The organism is Pseudoduganella ginsengisoli (assembly GCF_009720865.1).
In the GTDB taxonomy this organism is placed as follows: domain Bacteria; phylum Pseudomonadota; class Gammaproteobacteria; order Burkholderiales; family Burkholderiaceae_D; genus Rugamonas; species Rugamonas ginsengisoli.
This window is the reverse complement of record NZ_WNLA01000024.1, coordinates 23,779-42,027: the sequence shown is the minus strand read 5'-3', so window position 1 is coordinate 42,027 and position 18,249 is coordinate 23,779. Positions and strand designations below refer to the sequence as shown.

Annotated in this window: 11 protein-coding genes; 3 read left to right on the top strand and 8 right to left on the bottom strand. The window is 64.1% G+C overall.

The window, feature by feature from the left end; all coding sequences use genetic code 11:
- Nucleotides 1-146: 146 nt before the first annotated feature.
- The 4 genes from GM668_RS25355 to tal form a co-directional block, all read right to left on the bottom strand.
- Nucleotides 147-1,574, bottom strand: a complete 1,428-nt coding sequence (locus tag GM668_RS25355) for an efflux transporter outer membrane subunit (protein WP_155441765.1) — start codon at nucleotides 1,572-1,574, stop codon at nucleotides 147-149.
- Entirely contained in the window at nucleotides 1,571-4,717 is a 3,147-nt protein-coding gene (locus GM668_RS25350; protein ID WP_155441764.1) for an efflux RND transporter permease subunit, read from the bottom strand. Before GM668_RS25350 ends, GM668_RS25355 begins: the two co-directional genes overlap by 4 nt.
- Nucleotides 4,718-4,729: 12 nt before the next feature.
- On the bottom strand, nucleotides 4,730-5,962 hold the full coding sequence (locus tag GM668_RS25345; protein WP_155441763.1) for an efflux RND transporter periplasmic adaptor subunit: 1,233 nt from the start codon (nucleotides 5,960-5,962) through the stop codon (nucleotides 4,730-4,732).
- Between the two features lie 188 nt (nucleotides 5,963-6,150).
- A complete protein-coding gene (gene tal / locus GM668_RS25340) occupies nucleotides 6,151-7,080 on the bottom strand; it encodes a transaldolase (protein WP_155441762.1) in 930 nt (309 codons plus the stop codon).
- A gap of 277 nt (nucleotides 7,081-7,357) precedes the next feature.
- Here tal and GM668_RS25335 point away from each other — a divergent pair, with 277 nt between their 5' ends.
- The gene (locus GM668_RS25335; RefSeq protein WP_170305828.1) at nucleotides 7,358-9,703 is read left to right on the top strand and encodes a sensor histidine kinase; all 2,346 of its coding nucleotides are present in this window, start codon (nucleotides 7,358-7,360) and stop codon (nucleotides 9,701-9,703) included.
- On the opposite strand, the gene GM668_RS25330 is transcribed toward GM668_RS25335, so the two are convergent.
- From GM668_RS25330 to GM668_RS25315, 4 genes are all read right to left on the bottom strand, one after another.
- Nucleotides 9,627-11,390, bottom strand: coding sequence for a hypothetical protein (locus tag GM668_RS25330; RefSeq protein ID WP_155441761.1), 1,764 nt, complete (start codon nucleotides 11,388-11,390; stop codon nucleotides 9,627-9,629). The two genes, GM668_RS25335 and GM668_RS25330, sit on opposite strands and share 77 nt — an antisense overlap.
- Nucleotides 11,391-11,463: 73 nt before the next feature.
- Nucleotides 11,464-12,870: a glycosyltransferase family 2 protein gene (locus GM668_RS25325; RefSeq protein ID WP_155441760.1), complete on the bottom strand. Its 1,407-nt coding sequence runs from the start codon at nucleotides 12,868-12,870 to the stop codon at nucleotides 11,464-11,466.
- Nucleotides 12,871-12,882: 12 nt separating this feature from the next.
- Nucleotides 12,883-13,956 (bottom strand): HEAT repeat domain-containing protein, encoded by a 1,074-nt coding sequence (locus GM668_RS25320; RefSeq protein WP_155441759.1) that lies wholly within the window; start codon nucleotides 13,954-13,956, stop codon nucleotides 12,883-12,885.
- Between the two features lies 1 nt (nucleotide 13,957).
- Nucleotides 13,958-14,350 (bottom strand): response regulator transcription factor, encoded by a 393-nt coding sequence (locus tag GM668_RS25315; protein ID WP_155441758.1) that lies wholly within the window; start codon nucleotides 14,348-14,350, stop codon nucleotides 13,958-13,960.
- A gap of 267 nt (nucleotides 14,351-14,617) precedes the next feature.
- On the opposite strand from GM668_RS25315, the gene GM668_RS25310 reads away from it, so the two are divergent.
- Together GM668_RS25310 and GM668_RS25305 are read left to right on the top strand one after the other, a co-directional pair.
- Nucleotides 14,618-16,531: an efflux transporter outer membrane subunit gene (locus GM668_RS25310; RefSeq protein WP_170305827.1), complete on the top strand. Its 1,914-nt coding sequence runs from the start codon at nucleotides 14,618-14,620 to the stop codon at nucleotides 16,529-16,531.
- A complete protein-coding gene (locus tag GM668_RS25305; RefSeq protein ID WP_155441756.1) occupies nucleotides 16,528-18,249 on the top strand; it encodes a helix-turn-helix transcriptional regulator in 1,722 nt (573 codons plus the stop codon). Before GM668_RS25310 ends, GM668_RS25305 begins: the two co-directional genes overlap by 4 nt.

Here is an 18,249-nt window from a genome sequence, read left to right as displayed (position 1 = left end):
GGTTGGGTAAAGCGGTATTGTAGCCGGGAGGGGCATCCCACAGGGTGGTGGGTAGCCCTCGTTAGTAAAACTGGCAAAGCAAGGGCAGGGCTGGCAAAACGGCAAGCGGCCCGCAGCAAGCGGCGCCAGCCGGCGCTGCCCCGGTTTTACTTGATGCCCCCGCCCAGCGCCTTGTACAAATCAATCGCGCTGGTCGCCCGCAGCAAGCGCGCCTGTACCAGCGATTGCTCCGCACTGAACAGCTCGCGCTGCGCATCGAGCACGTCGAGCGAACTGGCCACGCCGTTTTCAAAGCGCAGGGTCAGCAATTTCAGCCGCTCGGCTTGCGCTTCCTGTATCGCCCGCTGCGCCGTCACCTGTCCGCCCAGATAGCTGCGCGCCGCCAGCGCATCCGCCACTTCGCGGAACGCGGTCTGGATGGTTTTTTCATAGTCGGCCACGGCAATGTGCTTGCGGGTTTCCGCCAGCGACAAATTCGCCTGGTTGCGGCCAGCCGCGAACACTGGCAACACCAGTTGCGGCGTGAACGACCACGTGCCGCTGCCGCCGTCAAACAAACCGCCAAATGTCGGGCTGGCGCTGCCCAGCGCGGCCGTCAGGCTGATACGGGGGAAGAACGCGGCGCGGGCCGCGCCGATGTTGGCATTGGCAGCCTGCAGGCGCTGTTCCGATGCGCGGATATCGGGGCGGCGCGCCAGCAAGTCCGATGGCAAGCCTTCCGGCAGCGCGCTCATGGCATCGATGGCCGCGTCAGACAGCATCGTGCCGGACTCATTGCCCATCACCGGCTCGCCCACCAGTACCGCCAGTGCATTGGCAGCCTGGGCGCGCTGGCGCGCCAGCGTCAAGGCAGCCACGCGCGCAGTTTCCATCAGCGTCTCATTGGAACGCAAGTCCAGCCGCGATGACGCGCCGGCTTCCACCCGCTGCTGCGTCAAGCCATACGTCTTCGCGCGGGCATCATAAGTGCGCTGAGCCAGCGCGGCTTGTTCCGCCAGCGCCCGTTCCGTGTAATACGCTTTCGCGGTTTCCGCCACCACCGTCAACTGGGCGGCGAGACGCGCTTCATCGGTCGCCAGGTACGATGCCAGCGCCGCATCGGACAAGCTTTTTACACGGCCAAAGAAATCCAGCTCGAACGCGGGAATCGCCACGCCGGCATCCGCACGCTGGCCCACGGCCGCTTTGCCGGTGGCGGAAAACGCGGCAGGCGTGCGCGCCCGCGACTCGCTGACATTGGCATTGACGTTCGGCAGACGGTCCGCCGACTGCACGTCATACAGCGCACGCGCTTCTTCCACGCGCAGCGCTGCCGTGCGCAAGTCGCGGTTGTGTTCCAGCGCGGATGCAATCAGCTGCTGCAGGCGCGGGTCCGTGAAGTAGTCGCGCCAGCCCGTGTCATAGGCGGCTTTGCCTTGCGGCGTGGACGGCGCTGCCATCCCTGCGACGGCAGGCATGGCAGGATACGCATCGGCCACCGGTGCGGCAGGGCGTTCATGGCGTGGCGCCATCGAGCAGCCCATTATGTTCAATGTGGCCGCCGCCACGAATACAGAAATCAGTTTCAGTTTCATTTGGCCGGGTTCTCCGGTAAATCCAGTTCATGCGCGGCGAGACGGCGCTGGCGCTCGCTGCCTTTGAAAATACGGCGCACCACGACAAAGAATACCGGCACGAGGAACACGGCCAGCACGGTCGCCGTGATCATGCCGCCCATTACGCCGGTACCAATGGCGCGCTGGCTGGCCGAACCCGCACCGCTGGCAATCACCAGCGGCAGCACGCCGAGGATAAACGCCAGCGACGTCATGATGATGGGGCGGAAGCGCAGGTGCACGGCTTCCAGCGTGGCTTCCACCAGGCCCTTGCCCTGTGCCTGCAAGTCCTTGGCAAACTCGATAATCAAAATCGCGTTCTTGGCCGACAAGCCGATAATCGCAATCAAGCCGACCTTGAAGTACACGTCATTCGGCAAGCCGCGCATCGTCGCACCCAGCAGCGCGCCAAGAATACCCAGCGGCACGACCAGCAGCACGGCAATCGGAATCGATTCGCTTTCATACAGTGCGGCCAGCACGAGGAAGGCGGCGAGCATCGACAGCGCAAACAGGGCAGGCGCCTGTGAACCGGACGTCTTTTCTTCCAGCGACTGGCCGGTCCATTCGATACCGAAGCCCGGCGGCAACTGCTGCGCCAGGCGTTCGATTTCCGCCATGGCTTCGCCCGTGCTGCGACCGGGCGCCGCGTCGCCGCTGAGGCGGATGGCGGGGTAGCCGTTGTAGCGCACCAGCTGCATGGCGCCCGTCACCCATTCCGATTTCGCGAACGATGCCAGCGGCACCATGGCGCCGGATGCGCTTTTCACGTTCAGCCGCAGCAAATCTTCCGGCTGCAGGCGGCGCAGTGCGTCCGCCTGGGCAATGACGCGCTGCTGGCGGCCGCTGGACGTGAAGTCATTGACGTAGCTGGAACCGAACGCCACCGACAGCGCATTGTTAATGTCGGCAAACGACACGCCCAGCGCATACGCTTTTTCGCGGTCGATATCGAGCTGCAGTTGCGGCGCATCTTCCAGCCCTTCCGGACGCATGCCTTTCAATACCGGGCTTTTCGATGCGAGGCCCAGCAACTGGTTGCGCGCGGCCACCAGCGCCGCGTGGCCCTGGCTGCTGCGGTCTTGCAGGCGCAACGTGACGCCCGTTGCATTGCCCAGCTCACGGATCGGCGGCGGGCTCAGGGCAAAGATGCTGGCGTCGGCAATGCCGGACAAGCCTTTAAATGCGTTCCCCGCGACTTTGTCCGCAGCCTCTTCCGGTCCCCGTTCATTCCAGTCTTTCAGCGGCACGAATACCAGGCCGGCATTCTGGCCATTGCCGGAGAAGCTGAAGCCCGCCACGGCAATCGTGCGCGCCACGGCTTTTTGCTGGCGCAGATACGATTCCACCTTGGCCAGCACTTCTTCCGTACGGCTCTTCGATGCGCCGGCCGGCAATTGCACGTTGGCGATGATGTAGCCCTGGTCTTCATTCGGCAGGAACGACGACGGCAGGCGCACGTACAGCCACGCCACCACGCCGCACACCAGCGCAAACACGATCATGTAGCGGCCCGTGCGCGTCAGGATGCGGGCGATCATGCCCTGGTAGCCGGTGGCGGTGGCGGCAAACCGGCGGTTGAACCAGCCAAAGAATCCGCGTTTTTCATGGTGGCCGGCCGGGATGGGTTTCAACAGCGTGGCGCACAGCGCCGGCGTCAACGTCAGCGCCATCAGGGCGGAAAACACCATCGACGACACCATCGACAGCGAGAACTGGCGGTAAATCGCGCCCACCGCGCCGCCAAAGAACGCCATCGGGATGAATACCGCAATCAGCACCAGCGTAATGCCGATAATGGCGCCGGTGATCTGGCCCATGGCCTTGCGGGTGGCGGCGCGCGGCGACAAGCCTTCTTCGCTCATGATGCGCTCGACGTTTTCCACCACGACGATGGCGTCATCGACGAGGATACCGATGGCCAGCACCATGCCGAACATGGTCAGCACGTTGATGGAGAAGCCCGCCAGCTGCATGACGGCAAAGGTGCCCAGCAGCGCCACCGGTACGACGATGGTGGGAATCAGCGTGTAGCGGAAGTTCTGCAGGAACAGGTACATGACGAGGAACACCAGCACGACGGCTTCCAGCAGGGTTTTCACCACTTCCTCGATGGAGATTTTCACGAACAGCGACGTATCGTACGGGATCGTGTATTGCAGGCCGGGCGGGAAATACTTCGCCAGTTCATCCATCTTGGCGCGCACCAGGTTGGCCGTGGCCAGCGCATTGCCCGTCAGCGATTGCTGCACGGCGATGGCGACAAACGGCTGGCCATTTAAGCGCGCACTGATGGCGTTCGTTGCCGCCGCCATTTCAATGCGGGCCACGTCGGCCAGCCGCACGGTGGCGCCGCTGCCTGCGCCGCGCAGCACGATGCGGCCGAATTCTTCGGGCGACGTCAGTTGGCCCTGCACGACGACCGGCGCAGACCACGTTTGCGAACGGGGCGCGGGCAAGTCGCCCAGCGTACCTGCCGTCACTTGCGCATTTTGCGCGCGGATCGCCGCCGTTACGTCAGCCATCGTGAGCTTGTAGCCCACCAGCTTGTCCGGATCGATCCAGATCCGCATCGCGCGTTCCGTACCGAACAACTGGGCCTGGCCTACACCCGGCAGGCGCTTGATTTCATTGACGACGTTGCGTGCCAGGTAATCGCCGATGGCTGCCGTATCCATCGTGCCATCGGTCGACGACGCGCCAACGAACATCAGGATATTGCTGCGCGCCTTGTTGACTTGCACGCCCTGCTGCGTCACAGCTTGCGGCAAGCGCGATTCCACACGCTTGATGCGGTTTTGCACGTCCACGGCAGCCAGGTCGGGATTGGTGCCGGGCAGGAACGTCACCGTGATGCTGACGTTGCCATTGGCTTCGCTTTGCGATTCCACGTATTGCAAGCCGTCCGCGCCATTCATTTCCTGCTCGATCACGCTGGTGACGGCGTCGTCCAGTACCTGGGCAGTCGCGCCAGGATAGGTGGCGGAAATCACGATCGATGGTGGTGCAATGGTCGGATATTGCGCCACCGGCAGCATTGTGATCGCCAGCATCCCGCCCAGCAAGATGAACAGCGCGATCACCCACGCGAAGACGGGGCGGTCGATAAAGAACTTGGCCATCTGGTCTCCCGCTTATTTGGCTGCGGCGGCAGAGGCGGGCGCGGCGCCCGGCGTGGCGGCAGGCGCCGGTGCGCTGACCTGGCCCGGTGCATTGCCGGCCGGCGGCCCTTGCCATGGCGTCGGCGTGACCGTGCCACCAGGCTTGGTTTTCTGGAAGCCTTCGACAATGATCTTTTCGCCACCCTTCAAGCCGGAACTGATGATCCAGCTGCCATCTTGCGCCGCATCGGCTTTGACGGGAACGGACGTGACTTTATTGTCGGCGCCCACCACCAGCACTGCCGCACCTTCCGGACCGCGCACCACCGCTTGCTGTGGCACGGCGATGCCCGATTCATTGACGGCTTGTTCCAGCCTTGCCCGTACATACATGCCTGGCAACAGCGTGCGGTCCGGGTTAGGGAATTCCGCCCGCATCGTAATGGCGCCCGTGCTTTCATCGACGGAGACGTCCGAGAACAGCAGCTTGCCTGACTTCGCATAAGGCTGGCCATCTTCCGTCGTCAAGGTGACCTTCGCGGAGCCCGCATTGTTCTTGCCTTCGGCGGATTTCAGCTTGCCCTCAGCGAGCGCCTTGCGCAGCCGCAGCACCTCCGTTGACGATTGCGTAATGGTCACGTAAATCGGGTCCAGCGTTTGCACGACAGCCATCGGCGTCGCTTCACCCTGGCCTACCAGTGCGCCTTCCGTCACGAGGGCGCGGCCCACGCGGCCGGAAATCGGCGCCGTCACCGTGGCATAGCCCAGCGTCAGCCCGGCCGTCTGGCGCGCTGCGCGCGCTGTCGCCAAATCCGCCGCCGCCTGCTTTTGCGCTGTCACGGCATCATCGTATTCCTGGTTGCTGACTGCCTGCGCCGCCACCAATGGTTTATATCGTTTGACTTTCAGTTCCGCCTGCGCCAGGTTGGCTTCGGCCTTGGCCACTGCAGCTTGCGCGCTGTCGTACGACGCCTGGAACTGGGCCGGGTCGATACGGAACAGCAGGTCGCCTGCCTTGACGTCGCTGCCTTCCCTATATGCGCGGGCCTGCACGATGCCCGCAATACGGGCGCGTACTTGCGCAATGCGCGACGCTTCCAGGCGGCCCGGCAATTCGGCCGACAAGGTCAGGGCCGCAGGGGCGACGGTATAAACAGCAACTTTAGGGGGCGGGGGCGGGGCGGCTGCAGCCTTTTCGTCTTTGTGGCCGCAGGCAGCCAGCAGCGACAGAACAGCAATGGGGAGGCAGCGTGGAACTGATCTCATGGATATCTCGGAGTGGATGTTGGATGCGGTACGCCGTGGCGCTGGCGGCCAGAGCGGTGTTGGCCATTGTATAACAGGGTTGTATGTAACGTTTTGTTATACGTTTCAGGCTTGCAACATACAATGCAGCAACAAAAAAGCCCGGTACGGAAGTGATCCGTACCGGGCTTTTCACGGAGACGTGGCGATTAACGCATGGCCGAAATGATTTGTTTCAGCTTGCCGGAGTCGGCGCAGAATGCGCGGATACCTTCCGCCAGTTTTTCCGTCGCCATTGCATCTTCATTGAGCATGAAGCGGAACGTCTTTTCATCGACGGACAGTTGCACGATGCCGCCCGACGCATCCAGGCCCAGTTTGCGCTCGACCGGCGCGTCAGTATCGGCCAGTTTTTGCAGCAAGTCCGGGCTGATGGTCAGCAAATCGCAGCCGGCCAGTTCCAGGATCTGGCTGGTGTTGCGGAAGCTGGCGCCCATGACTTCCGTCTTGTAGCCGAATTTGCGGTAGTAGTTATAGATGCGCTTGACGGATTGCACGCCCGGATCTTCCGCGCCCACGTAATCGATGCCGGTGCTCTTCTTGTACCAGTCATAGATACGGCCGACGAATGGCGAAATCAGCTGCACGCCCGCCTCCGCGCACGCGATGGCTTGCGCCAGCGAGAACAGCAAGGTCAGGTTGCAGTGGATGCCTTCTTTTTCCAGGATTTCCGCCGCGCGGATACCTTCCCACGTGGAGGCGATCTTGATCAGCACGCGCTCGCGGGGAATGCCGGCTTTTTCATACAGGGCGATCAGTTCGCGGCCTTTGGCGACGTTGGCTTCCGTGTCGAACGACAGGCGCGCATCGATTTCCGTCGAGACGCGGCCCGGGATGACTTTCAGGATTTCCGTGCCAAAAGCAATCAGCAGGTGGTCGATGATGTCGCCCGTCGTGGCATTCGGGTTGTCGCGCACGGCTTTTTCCAGCAGTGGCTTGTATTCATCCTTTTGCACGGCTTTCAGGATCAGCGATGGGTTGGTCGTGGCATCGCGCGGCGTATAAGCCTTGATCGACTGGAAATCGCCGGTATCGGCAACGACGGTGGTGTATTGCTTGAGCTGTTCTAATTGGTTCATAGCGTGTGTCTAGCGTTGCGGGATGAAAGGAAGTAAAGCCTGAACGGCACATTGTACACAATCGGCGGGTACAGTTAGCACGGATATCACGTACTGCGCTGGCACAGTGAAAAGTGGATTAACATTGCAACATTTGTTATTCATCAGGAGTTTTGCCTTGAACTGCATCCTGCCTGCCTGTTTACTGGCTGCCACCGGCCCCGTATGCCTCGATATCGACGGCGCCAACCGTTCGCCCCGCGTGCAGCGGGTCCAATAACGCGAACGAACCGTTACCGTGCGCCTTCCCGAACGCAGCATAGCGACTTACCTGACCCTGGCTTTTTCCGGGCTGACGGTGGTGTTGACGGTGGCGCTGGCCGAAGCCATCGGCGCGGCGGCCGGGGACGAACTGAAGGCAGGCATTAGCCAGGGCTTGACGGAACTGGCGCTGCAGACCGCTGATAAGCTGGACCGGGGCATGGCGGAACGCTACCGCGAAGTGCAGCTGATGTCGCGCAACCAGGTGCTGATTACGGAACACGGGCCGCTCGACAAGCGGCGCGCCATCCTCAATGACCGGCAAGCCACCTACCATTGGTATGCGTGGATAGGTTTGGCCGGGCTCGATGGCAAAGTGCTGCTGTCCACGCAAGGCATGCTGGAAGGGGCCGACGTCTCGCAGCGGCCCTGGTTCCGCAATGCGCTGGCGGGCATTTACGTGGGCGACGTGCATGAAGCCGTGTTGCTGGCCAAGCTGCTGCCCAGCGCCGGCAATGAACCGAAGCGCTTTGTCGATATCGCGTTTCCTTTTGTGGACGCGGACGGCAAACCAGCCGGCGTGGTGGGCGCGCACTTGTCGTGGCAATGGGCGAAGGAAGTGCAGCAATCCGTGATGCAGTTTTCGCAGACCGCCAGCGGGGCGGCGCCTGGGCAGCGCAACAAGGAAGCGCTGATCGTCGGCATGGATGGCACGGTATTGCTGGGCCCAGCCGGACTGCAAGGAAGCAAGCTGGCGCTGGCCAGCGTGACGGCGGCGCAGGCGGGGCGCACCGGCCACATGGAAGAGCGCTGGCCTGATGGTAAGCATTACCTGGTCGGCTACAGCAAGACGCGGGGCTATAACGCTTATCCCGGCCTGGGCTGGAGCATCGTCGTAAGGGAAAGCCTGGAAGACGCCTACGTCCCGGTGCATGCGATCCAGCGCCGCGTGCTGTGGACCGGCGCCGCGCTGGCGGCGCTGTTTTCCGTCGCGGGCCTGCTGCTGGCGCGGCTGCTGGCCCGTCCAATGGGCGAACTGGCGGCATCGGCCGGGCGGGTCCAGCGCGGCGAAGCGCTGGTGGTAGAGGCGGGACGGCGCGGCTATGCGGAAGTGACGCAGCTGGCAGGCGCCCTGAATGCCCTGGTGGGCAACTTGCTGGGCAAGACCGAGGAATTGAATGAGTTGAACCGCTCGCTGGAGCAGCGGGTGGGCGAACGCACGCAGGAATTGCTGCGGGCGCTGGCCAGGGTGCGGGCCGAAGAGCGGCGCGTGCAAACCATCATCGACAGTGCGCAAGATGCATTCATCGGGCTGGATTTGCAGGGCCGCATTACGGACTGGAATCGCGCGGCAGAACACTTGTTCGGCTGGAAGCGGGACGAAGCCGTGGGCCAGCCGGTGGACACGCTGCTGATACCGGCGCGTTTCCGCGAACAATATGCGAAAGCCATGCGCAGCTTCCATGAGCGGGGCGACGCCGATCTGCTGAACCGCCGCCTGGAGCGCATCGTCGTGAACCGTGCCGGCGACGAAGTGCCGGTCGAAGTGACGATCGGCCTGGCCGGCTCGCAAGACCAATACTTCTTCAGCGTTTTCTTGCGCGACATTTCCGAACGCAAGAAAGTCGAGCAAATGAAAAATGAATTCATTTCCACGGTGTCCCATGAATTGCGCACGCCCATGACGTCGATCCGCGCGTCGCTGTCGATGCTGGCTTCCGGCATGGCCGGCGATTTGCCGGACGATACGCGCCAGCTGATCGACATCGCCTATGCCAGCTGTGAGCGGATGGTGCGGCTGGTCAACGACGTACTCGACATCGAGAAAATGGAGTCGGGCAAGATGGACTTCGACTTTGCGCCGCGCGCCTTGCTGCCGCTGGTGCAGGAAGCCATTGACGGCGTGCAGGGCAGCGCCGCGCAGGCGCACGTGACGCTGGTGCTGGAACATGGCGCCGATGCCGGCTTGGCGTGGGCGCTGGCTGACCACGACCGCATTATCCAGGTGCTGGTCAACCTGTTGTCGAATGCCGTCAAGTTTTCGCCGCCGGGCGGCCAGGTCACGGTGTGGGTGGAACGCTGCCATGAAGCGGATGGCGACTGGTCCGTGATACGCGTGGCGGACCAGGGGCCGGGCATACCGGAAGCATTCCACGCCCGCATCTTCGAGAAATTCGCGCAGGCTGATTCCACCGATACGCGTCAAAAGGGCGGCACGGGCCTGGGCTTATCGATCTGTAAAGCCATCGTTGAGCGCCATGGCGGCGATATCAGCTTTACGACGCAGGCCGGGCATGGCACGCAATTCAGCGTGCGCTTGAAGGCGGTAGGGTCGGCTGCCGCTGCGCCGGATCTTGCACAGGATCCGGTACCGGAGCTGTAACGGCGTCCCACGGTTCATGCACGGCCATGCCCGCAAATGACGGCCACGCTGAAAAATCCTGTTCCAGCCGCGGCAGCAGCGCCCGCAAGCGTTCCGGCTGGCGCTGGAAGGTGGTGGCGGAACCATCGAGCAAACGGTTGCCGCTGTAGCGGAACGCCATGCCCGGCAAGCCTGTTTGCGGCTGCTTGAGCAAAACCAGCACATCGAGCGGCGCCGCCAGTCCGGAATCCTGCGGCATCAATGGAATCGCCCACAGCTCCGCTGGTTCGCCGCCGGCGCGCACGTAGCGGTGCTGCCGTTCCGGTCCGATGGCGCCCGATTCCAGGGCAATGCGCACGTCCACGCGGTGGCGCACGCCCCAGTCGAGGAACGGCTCGGCAAAGCTGCGGATCTGTTCTTCATCCGTGCGGTAATCCATCACGGTCACGATGGACGCGGCATGCGCCAGCGCATCGAGCAGCGTGTCCTTGCTGCGCCACCAGAATGGCACGACAAAATCCAGCGGCATGCCTTGCGCTGCGGCCCGCAGTTGCGCCAGCAATTGCGCATAGCCGTGGTCGAAGCGGGCGCTGGCCGTGCCATAACCGTCGATCAGGTAAGGCTCGATGTCGAATTGCACGCCGTGCAGGCGGGCGGCGGGTTCCACCTTGCGGTTATAGGCGGCGAATGCGCGGAGCCGGCCGGTGGTGGCGGCGTGGTGATCCGGCAGCGCCATGTGCGGGTCGCCTTCGACTGCCCACAGCGCGATGCCGGCGGCGGCGGCTTTTTTGGCAAAAGCCGCCAGCCGTCCGGATTGCGGTACCGTGGCGCCTTGCGTGGGTACGGTGATGAACAGCGTGCGCATGCCGTGGCGGCGTGCCTTGGCCAGCACTTTGGCGGGATCGCTGAGCCATTCTTTCGAACGCCAGATCCACGTGGCGCGGGCCGGCGCGAGGGCGGCGGACGGCCGCAGTTGCAATTGCAGGCTGTCGATGGCGAGGGTGGCGGCGCTGTCCGGGCAGGCCAATACAAAGTGCCGCCAGTGCGCAGGGTCCCAGCCGGAAGCCGGCAAAGGCAGCAGCGCTGCGCCGGCTGCCGGCCCCAGTTGGCCCAGGGGCATCGACCGCTCATCGTGGGATGCCGCATCATCGGCCAGCGACAGGGCAAATGCGCCGTCAGCCCGGTATTGCACGGCCAGCGCCAGTGCCGCTTGCGGCATGGTCCATGGTGCGGACAGCAGCACCCCGGCCGGCTTGGCGCCGCCGCGGCATTGCACGGCAAGGCGGCCGTCTGCAATGTGCGCCTGCACCCGTTCTTCCACGCCGTAGGACCGCCATTGCAATTGCCCGGCGAAATTGCTGCGCAGGGGCGCGGCAGTGCGCGCGGCTGCTGCGTCAGGCACGGCGGGTGGCAAGATGGTTTCCACGGAGCCGAAAGCCGGTGTCGCCGGTTCAGGGCGGTAAATCAAGACGGTGCGCGCGTCGGCGACGCGGTCGGACGGAGTGGCGGTGCGCACGGCGGCGATCTGTTCCGGCGGGACGGGCAGGGCGACGCCCCGGCAATTGGGCAGTTGCGGACCTGCGCGCAGATGTAATGCAGGGCTGTCCGGCAGCGACAGCGGGAACCATGGCGCAGTGTCGTGCGGCGCATTGGGCGTCATTGGCGTATCGGCCGGGCAAACCTGCAGCCATGCTTGCGGCGCAGCCATTAGGGAAGGCGCCGCCAACAGTGCGGCAGACCCGATAACTGCTGCAAAGGGCAGCCCACGCGCATTCCCCATGTCACGCCTTGCTTTGCCAGTTACCCTTGCGCGTCATGGCGCCCCACGTGGATTCGCGCTGCGTGGCCCAGCGCCACAGCCCCACCAGCCGCCACCAGCTGTTCAACTGGCGGTAGCCGAAGTTTTCCGCGATCACCACCAGCGCCAATATGCCCAGCTGGCGCATGCGGGGATAGATATGGAACGACATTTCTTCCAGCATCAGGCCCGATGCGGACAGCAGCACGCCCAGTCCGATTGCGACAAACAGGAAAATGGCAAATGCCTGCCATGAAATCCAGCCAAACCAGAATGCGACAGCCATGAACACGTAGCCGCCCAGTTCCACCAGCGGTCCCAGCCACTCGAACAGCATCATGAATGGAAAGGCCAGCCAGCCCGGTACGCCGCCGTTACGGTTGAACATCAAGCCCCAGTTGGCTGCGAGGCTTTCTGACAAACCCCGTTGCCAGCGGATGCGCTGGTTGCGCAGCGTTGCATGGTCTTCCGGCGCTTCCGTCCAGCACACGGGGTCGGGCACGAATTGCACACGGTATGGGACGCCTCGGTCGCGCAATTGCCGGTGCATGCGCACCACCAGCTCCATGTCTTCTCCGATGGTTTTCGGACGGTAGCCGCCTGCCAGTACGACCGCATCCTTGCGGAACAAGCCGAAGGCGCCGGAAATAATCAGCATGCCGTTGACAGTGGACCAGCCCAGCCGCCCGAACAGGAAGGCGCGCAAGTATTCGACCACCTGGAACAATGCCCAGATATTGCGGGGCAAACCGATGCGCGTTAAAAAGCCGCCTTTGACTTCGCAGCCGTTGGCCACGCGCACGGTGCCGCCGGAAGCCACGACGGTGGCGTCATTGAGGAAAGGGCGCACCAGCCGGTGCAAGGCGTCGCGCTGCAAGATGGAGTCCGCATCGACACCGCAAAACAGCGGATAGCGCGACGCATTGATGCCCGCGTTCAGCGAATCGGCCTTGCCGCCATTAACCTTGTCGATGACGCGCAAATTGGGGTAGCGGGTGGAGCGGTAAATCGCCCGCACCGGCTTGGTTTCCAGCTGTACGCGGTACGCTTCCGGGAAGGGTTCCAGCGCAAATTCCTTTTGCAGCACGGCCAGCGTATCGTCTTTGGAACCATCGTTGATGACGATGATTTCCAGTTCCGCATATGACAGTTGCAGCATCGAGCGTACGGATGCGGCAATCGTGGCTTCTTCGTTATACGCCGGCACCAGCAGGCTGATAGGGGGCTCCAGCGACGAATACACTTGCGGCAAATCGTCAAGGATATCTTCCTGGCTGCGGCGGTACAGCGCCACCACTGACAGCAGGTTCAGCATCAGGTAGCCGCCGTTCAGGAGGATGAAGTAAATGATGACGAAGTGCGTGAAAAAGTCGATCGCCAGGTGCAGCATGCAATTCTCCGTTCAGGTGGCCAGTTGGGCTTCCGCCAGCACCTGGCGCATCATGTCGGCGCCAAAGCGGTCGGCGCCTTCGCACACGGCCTGGATATCGGCCTGGGTCAGGAAAGGCAGCGATGCCAGCGCCTGCGCGGCGCGGTAGCGCACCCACCATTGCGAATCGCACAGCATGCCCTGCAAGCGCGGTACATCGGATGCGTCGCCGATATGGCCCAGCGCACGCGCCGCCTGCAGCCGCACGCGCCAGTCTTCGTGGCTGATATGGCTGCGGACCAGGTCCAGCATATCCGGTACGGCAGCCATACGCAGCACGGCAATCAGTACATCGACCGAACCGCCACGCAGCAAGCCTTGCAGCACTTGAGCGGGCAGCGTGGCGCGCAAGCCTTCCAGCAGGCGCAATGCGGATGGCAGGCGCTCCTGCGGCAACTGCGGAATGGCGGCCACCAGCACCGGTGTCCAGTGCGCGTGGGCGTCGTGCAGGATTTTCGCCACTTGCGACAACGCCCAGTCATCGCGCCGCAACAGCAGCGGCGCCATTTCGCGGGCCGCTGCGGCCGGATCGATTTGCACCAGCGCCCACAATGCATGGACGGACGTGGCCGCGTCTTCACCTGCAGCTTCCCGCGCCAGGCTGTCCCACGCGCTGCGGTCGCGCAAATGGCCCAGCGCCAGGATGCCCAGCAGCTTGCGGGCGCGCTGGCCGGAGTTCAGCAGGCTGCGGGCGATGGCGCCGCAATGGAGTGCGGCGCCCACCTGGTTCAGCCCCGAGCTGGCATCGCCCCGCACGGACTGGTGCAGCCGCACCCACAGTTTTAAAAAGGTCAGGCGGTCGGCTGCGGCCAGTGCGGGCAGTGAGGCTGGCGGTTCGCCGGCCAGCGCCGCGTTCAGCAATGGCCGCCACACAGCAATCACGCGCTGTTCCTGACGCCGCCGCCGCCGCAAGTCGTCGCGCAGCACGATGATGTATAGGCCGATGACCAGCGTCAGGGCCAGCGCGCCGGTGCCGGTCCACGCGGCAGCCAGCAAAATGGGATCGGCAAGCCGGCCAAAGAGCTGGGCAGGCAGCAGCAGCGCCATGTCAGGGCTGGCGCAGGTAGCGGCGTACGCGGGCCAGCAATTCAGCAGGCTGGAATGGCTTGACGACGTAATCGTTGGCGCCCGCATCGAGCGCGCGCACGATATCGCGTTCTGTGGTCTTGGCGGTCAGCATCACGACCGGCACCTGCTTCCACGCTGGCAGGGCGCGGATGATACCGATGACTTCAAAACCATCGAGGTAAGGCAGCATGACATCGAGCAGTACCAGGGCCGGCAATTCGGCCGCCTGCTCCACGGCGTCGCGCGCAGCCATGCCATCGGCAGCCAGTTGCACCCGGTAGCCTTGCCGTTCCAGCATGAATTTCAAAATCTGGCTGATGTGTTCATCATCCTCGACGACGAGAATAAATGGCTTGCTGGCGTCTTCAGTCATGGTATTCGGGAAAAAACGTATACCAGATCATTGTACAGAAAGTGTAAAAAAGACAGCTTTGCGTTGGCGTGCGTGGCGTAAGCGAAATATATACCACTGTATTGGACAATAAACGTTGTGCCTTACTCAACATTTATTGAGGCGTGTCTATGACTATGCTACTGTGCGAGTTCATAGCCAACTCTGGTTTCCATGTCACGAACTCCCCAACGGCGCAGTGTCAGGCGACTGCCCACTGCATTGCATTGTTACAACCTGGGCCGCGGAATGGCCGCCGCATTGGTCGGTGTGTTTCTGGCTGGCTGCGCGGCTAAGCGTTCCCAGTACGATGTTCCTGTAGTCCCTGTCCCTGCCACGTTCCAGAAAGCGTCGTCCGGCGCTGCTGCGGCCCAAACCGCAGCCACGGCTGGAGGGGCCGCACCGGCCGCGGCGAGCGCCCGGCTGGACCAGGTATTGCCAGAGTGGTGGCGCCTGCTGGGCAGCGCTGAGCTGGACAGCCTGGTCAAGCAAGCGCTGGAAGGCAATGCCGAGCTGAAAATTGCCGCGCTGCGCGTTCAGCAAGCCCGTGCGCGCACGTCGCAAGCGGTGTCGGACCAGCTGCCGGTGGTGACGGGCTCCGTGCAGCGGCGGCGCGAGGCGGCAGAGGGCGAGATTGGCGGTGGTGTGACCAGTTCGCGCACGCCGGCCCGTAGCGTGAATCAGGTGGGCGTGCGGACTGACTTCCGGCTCGATATCTGGGGCGAGCGGCAATCCATTTACGAATCCACGGAATTGCAGGAACGCCGCGCCATGTTCCAGCGCGATGACGTGCAGCGCAACGTGGTGGCCAATGTGGTGGCCGGCTATCTCGACTACCTGTCGTTCAATGACCGGCTGCGTGTGGCGATTGAAACGGACGTCGCCGTATCCGGCATGCTGGCGGCTGTGGAAGCGCGGCTCGACAAGGGCGACGCCACGCTGATCGACATGGAACAGCAGCGTGCCGCCGTCTATTCCGTCAAAGCCACGATACCCGCGCTGGAACAGCAGCGCGATGAAGCGCTGAACAATCTGGCCGTGCTGCTGGGCGTCGCGCCAGGCTCGCTGCAATTGAAAGGGCAGGGTGTGGCGGCATTGTCTTTCCCGGCCGTGCTGCCGGGCGTACCGTCCGCGCTGCTGTTGCGCCGCCCCGATGTGCGCGTGATGGAAGCCCGCCTGCTGGCGGCCGATGCGGATATCGATATCGCGCGCACCCGCTTGCTGCCGCCGCTGGATTTATCCGCGCAGGCCGGGTATGGCAGTGAGTTCATGTCGCGCCTGTTCCGTCCCGAGACGCTGTTCTGGAATGTCGTCGGCAATTTGTCCGCCACGATTTTTGACCATGGCCGCCGCAACCGCGACGTGGACGTGGCCACGTCCGTGCACCAGGAAATGGTGGAAACGTATGCGCGCGTGATTTATGGCGCCGTGCGCGAAGTCGATGACGCATTGAACGGCATCCGGCTGGGCCGCGCGCGCCTCAATGCGCAGCGCGAAGCGGCGCAGGCAGCCAAGCGGGCATGGGATTACAGCCGCGAATCGTACCAGGCGGGCGGTATCGACCATTTGCTGCTGCTCGATACGGAGCGCACGTATCACCGCATGCTCGATGAGCAGCACAATATCGACTTGCAGCGCTACCGAGCGCTGATCAACTTGTTTACCGCACTGGGCGGCGGCACGGCTGGCGGCGATCCGTTGCCCGGCAAGGGCAAGCGCCCGGCGGCGCCGGACGACACGGGCCGCGTCGTGACTGACGTTGCGCTGGGGCCTGCGCAAGCCAATGACGCTGCACCCGCTGCGCAAGCCGGCAGCGGCTGGCAGCTGGAACTGGCCGGCGCCACCGACAGTACGGCCGTCGCTGCAGCGTGGCGCGATTTGCAGTTGCGTTTCCCCGACTTGATGGCGCAGCGCACCGTGGCGGCGCGCAAGCCTGAGCGGGATGGCGCGGGTTTGCGGGTTTTCCTCGCGCACTTTGCCACTGGGGCCGATGCGGAAATCGCGTGCGCCCGCCTGCGCGAGCAAAATATCGCTTGCCGCGCCGTTGCACCCGGCACGGCGCCGAAAGGTGTGCTGGCGCCTGCGCCTGCGGCCACGCCTTCTCCTGTGACACACCAGCCGGCGCTGTTCGGCCGCGCTGCCGGTATGGCGCGGCTGCCATGAGTGATGCCACGCACGAACCGCGTGATCCCGGCGCCGCGCCAGCCCATGTGGAGCTGACGCCGCGCCAGCAGCAAATCATGGAATTGCTGCGGGCCGGTAAAGTCAACAAGGAAATCGCCCGCGAATTGGGCATCGGCGTCGGCACCGTCAAGCAGCACGTGGTGACCTTGTTCAAGCGTCTCAATGTGCGCAACCGCACGATGGCGGTGTCGCGCGGCATGGAATTGGCGGAACAGCGCCACGCGGAAGCACAAGTCCATGGCGACCTGCCGGCGGCGCAGCCTGTGCCCACGCCGGTCCCTGCCGCCGGTATGCTGGAACGCCGTCCGTGCGTGGTACTGAGCCTGGGCTTGCCGGCCGATGCGGACGATGCCGCCGTGCGCCGCCTGCACGACAGCCTGGCGGCGCTGGCTTGCGACCTGGATGCCGTGTTTGTCGCGCGGCGCGGCAATGCCGGCGATTTGATTTTCGGCTTGCACCAGGTAGGTGAACGGGATTTGCTGCGCGCGATCGCTTGCGCGCAGCGCGTCTTTGCCGCATTTGATGCCGGCGCACCGGCGCTGGCAGGCGCCATGCGCGGCGGGCTGACGGTCGGCATTGTCGTGGCCAGCATGCTGCGCAACGGCGGCTGGTCCGGTGAAGCCATTGTCAGCACGGCCATTGCAGGCGCGCGCGAATTGCAGGAGCAGGCGCAGGCCGGACAATTGATGCTGGGCCGCCCTGTATGGGACGTCATGCAGGCGCAAGGCATCCGCTGCGATGCCCTGTTTGGCGCAGGCCAGGCGCCTGGCGCGGTGGCGTTCGCCGCGCTGGCCGGCATGGACTGGCAGGGCGAGCGCGTGGCCTATCCGCTGGTGGGCCGCGTCACGGAACAAAAGACGCTGGAACGCTGCCTGCGCGATGCGGCCGATGGGCGTGGCGGCGTGCTGCTGCTGGAAGGCGAGACCGGCATGGGCAAATCGCGGCTGTGCAAGGCGCTGCTGGCGCAATGCCGCCAGGCGCAAGGCCATGGCGTCGTGTACAGCGTGCAGCAAGATGCCGGGCAGCGCGATACCGCCGCCCATATCATTGCCATGTTCGATGGCTCGCGCGCCATGCCGGGGGCGCCGCTGGCGGTTATTGTTGATGATTTCCATTTTCTGACGCCGCAGCAACGGCTGGCCGTGCTCCAGCGGGGCCGCGCGGCAGCGCAGGCTGGTGCGCTGGTCGTGCTGTCCGGACGCCATGTGCCGGAAACCGCGGCGCTGCTGGCTGCGCATGCGGAAGGCGCCGATGCATTGCCCGTGGCCCGGCTGGCGCTGAGCCGGTTGAGCGGCAAGGAAATCGAATCGCTGGTGCTGCAGGTGCCGGGAGCGCAGGGCATGCCGGCCGTGCAGGTACAGCAAATCGTGGCTGATGCGGCGGGCGTGCCGCTGTTTGCCGTCGAACTGGCGCGCCATTGCCACGAAGTGGGCGTGGCGCTGCCGCTGCTGGTCACCGTGATTGCGCGGCTCGACAGCCTGCGGCTGGACCGCAAGCTGTTGCGCGTGGCAGCGCGCCGCAGCCTGCCGCCGACTTCTGCCGAGGTGGCCGCCATGCTGGGCGAACCGCAGGACGCCGTGGCGGATGCCGTGCGGCGGGCCGTGGCGTCCGGTGTGCTGCGCGAAGATGGCGAAGGGCGGCTGGATTTCGGCCACCCGCTGCTGCGCAAGATCATTGATTATTTATCCCTGGAATAG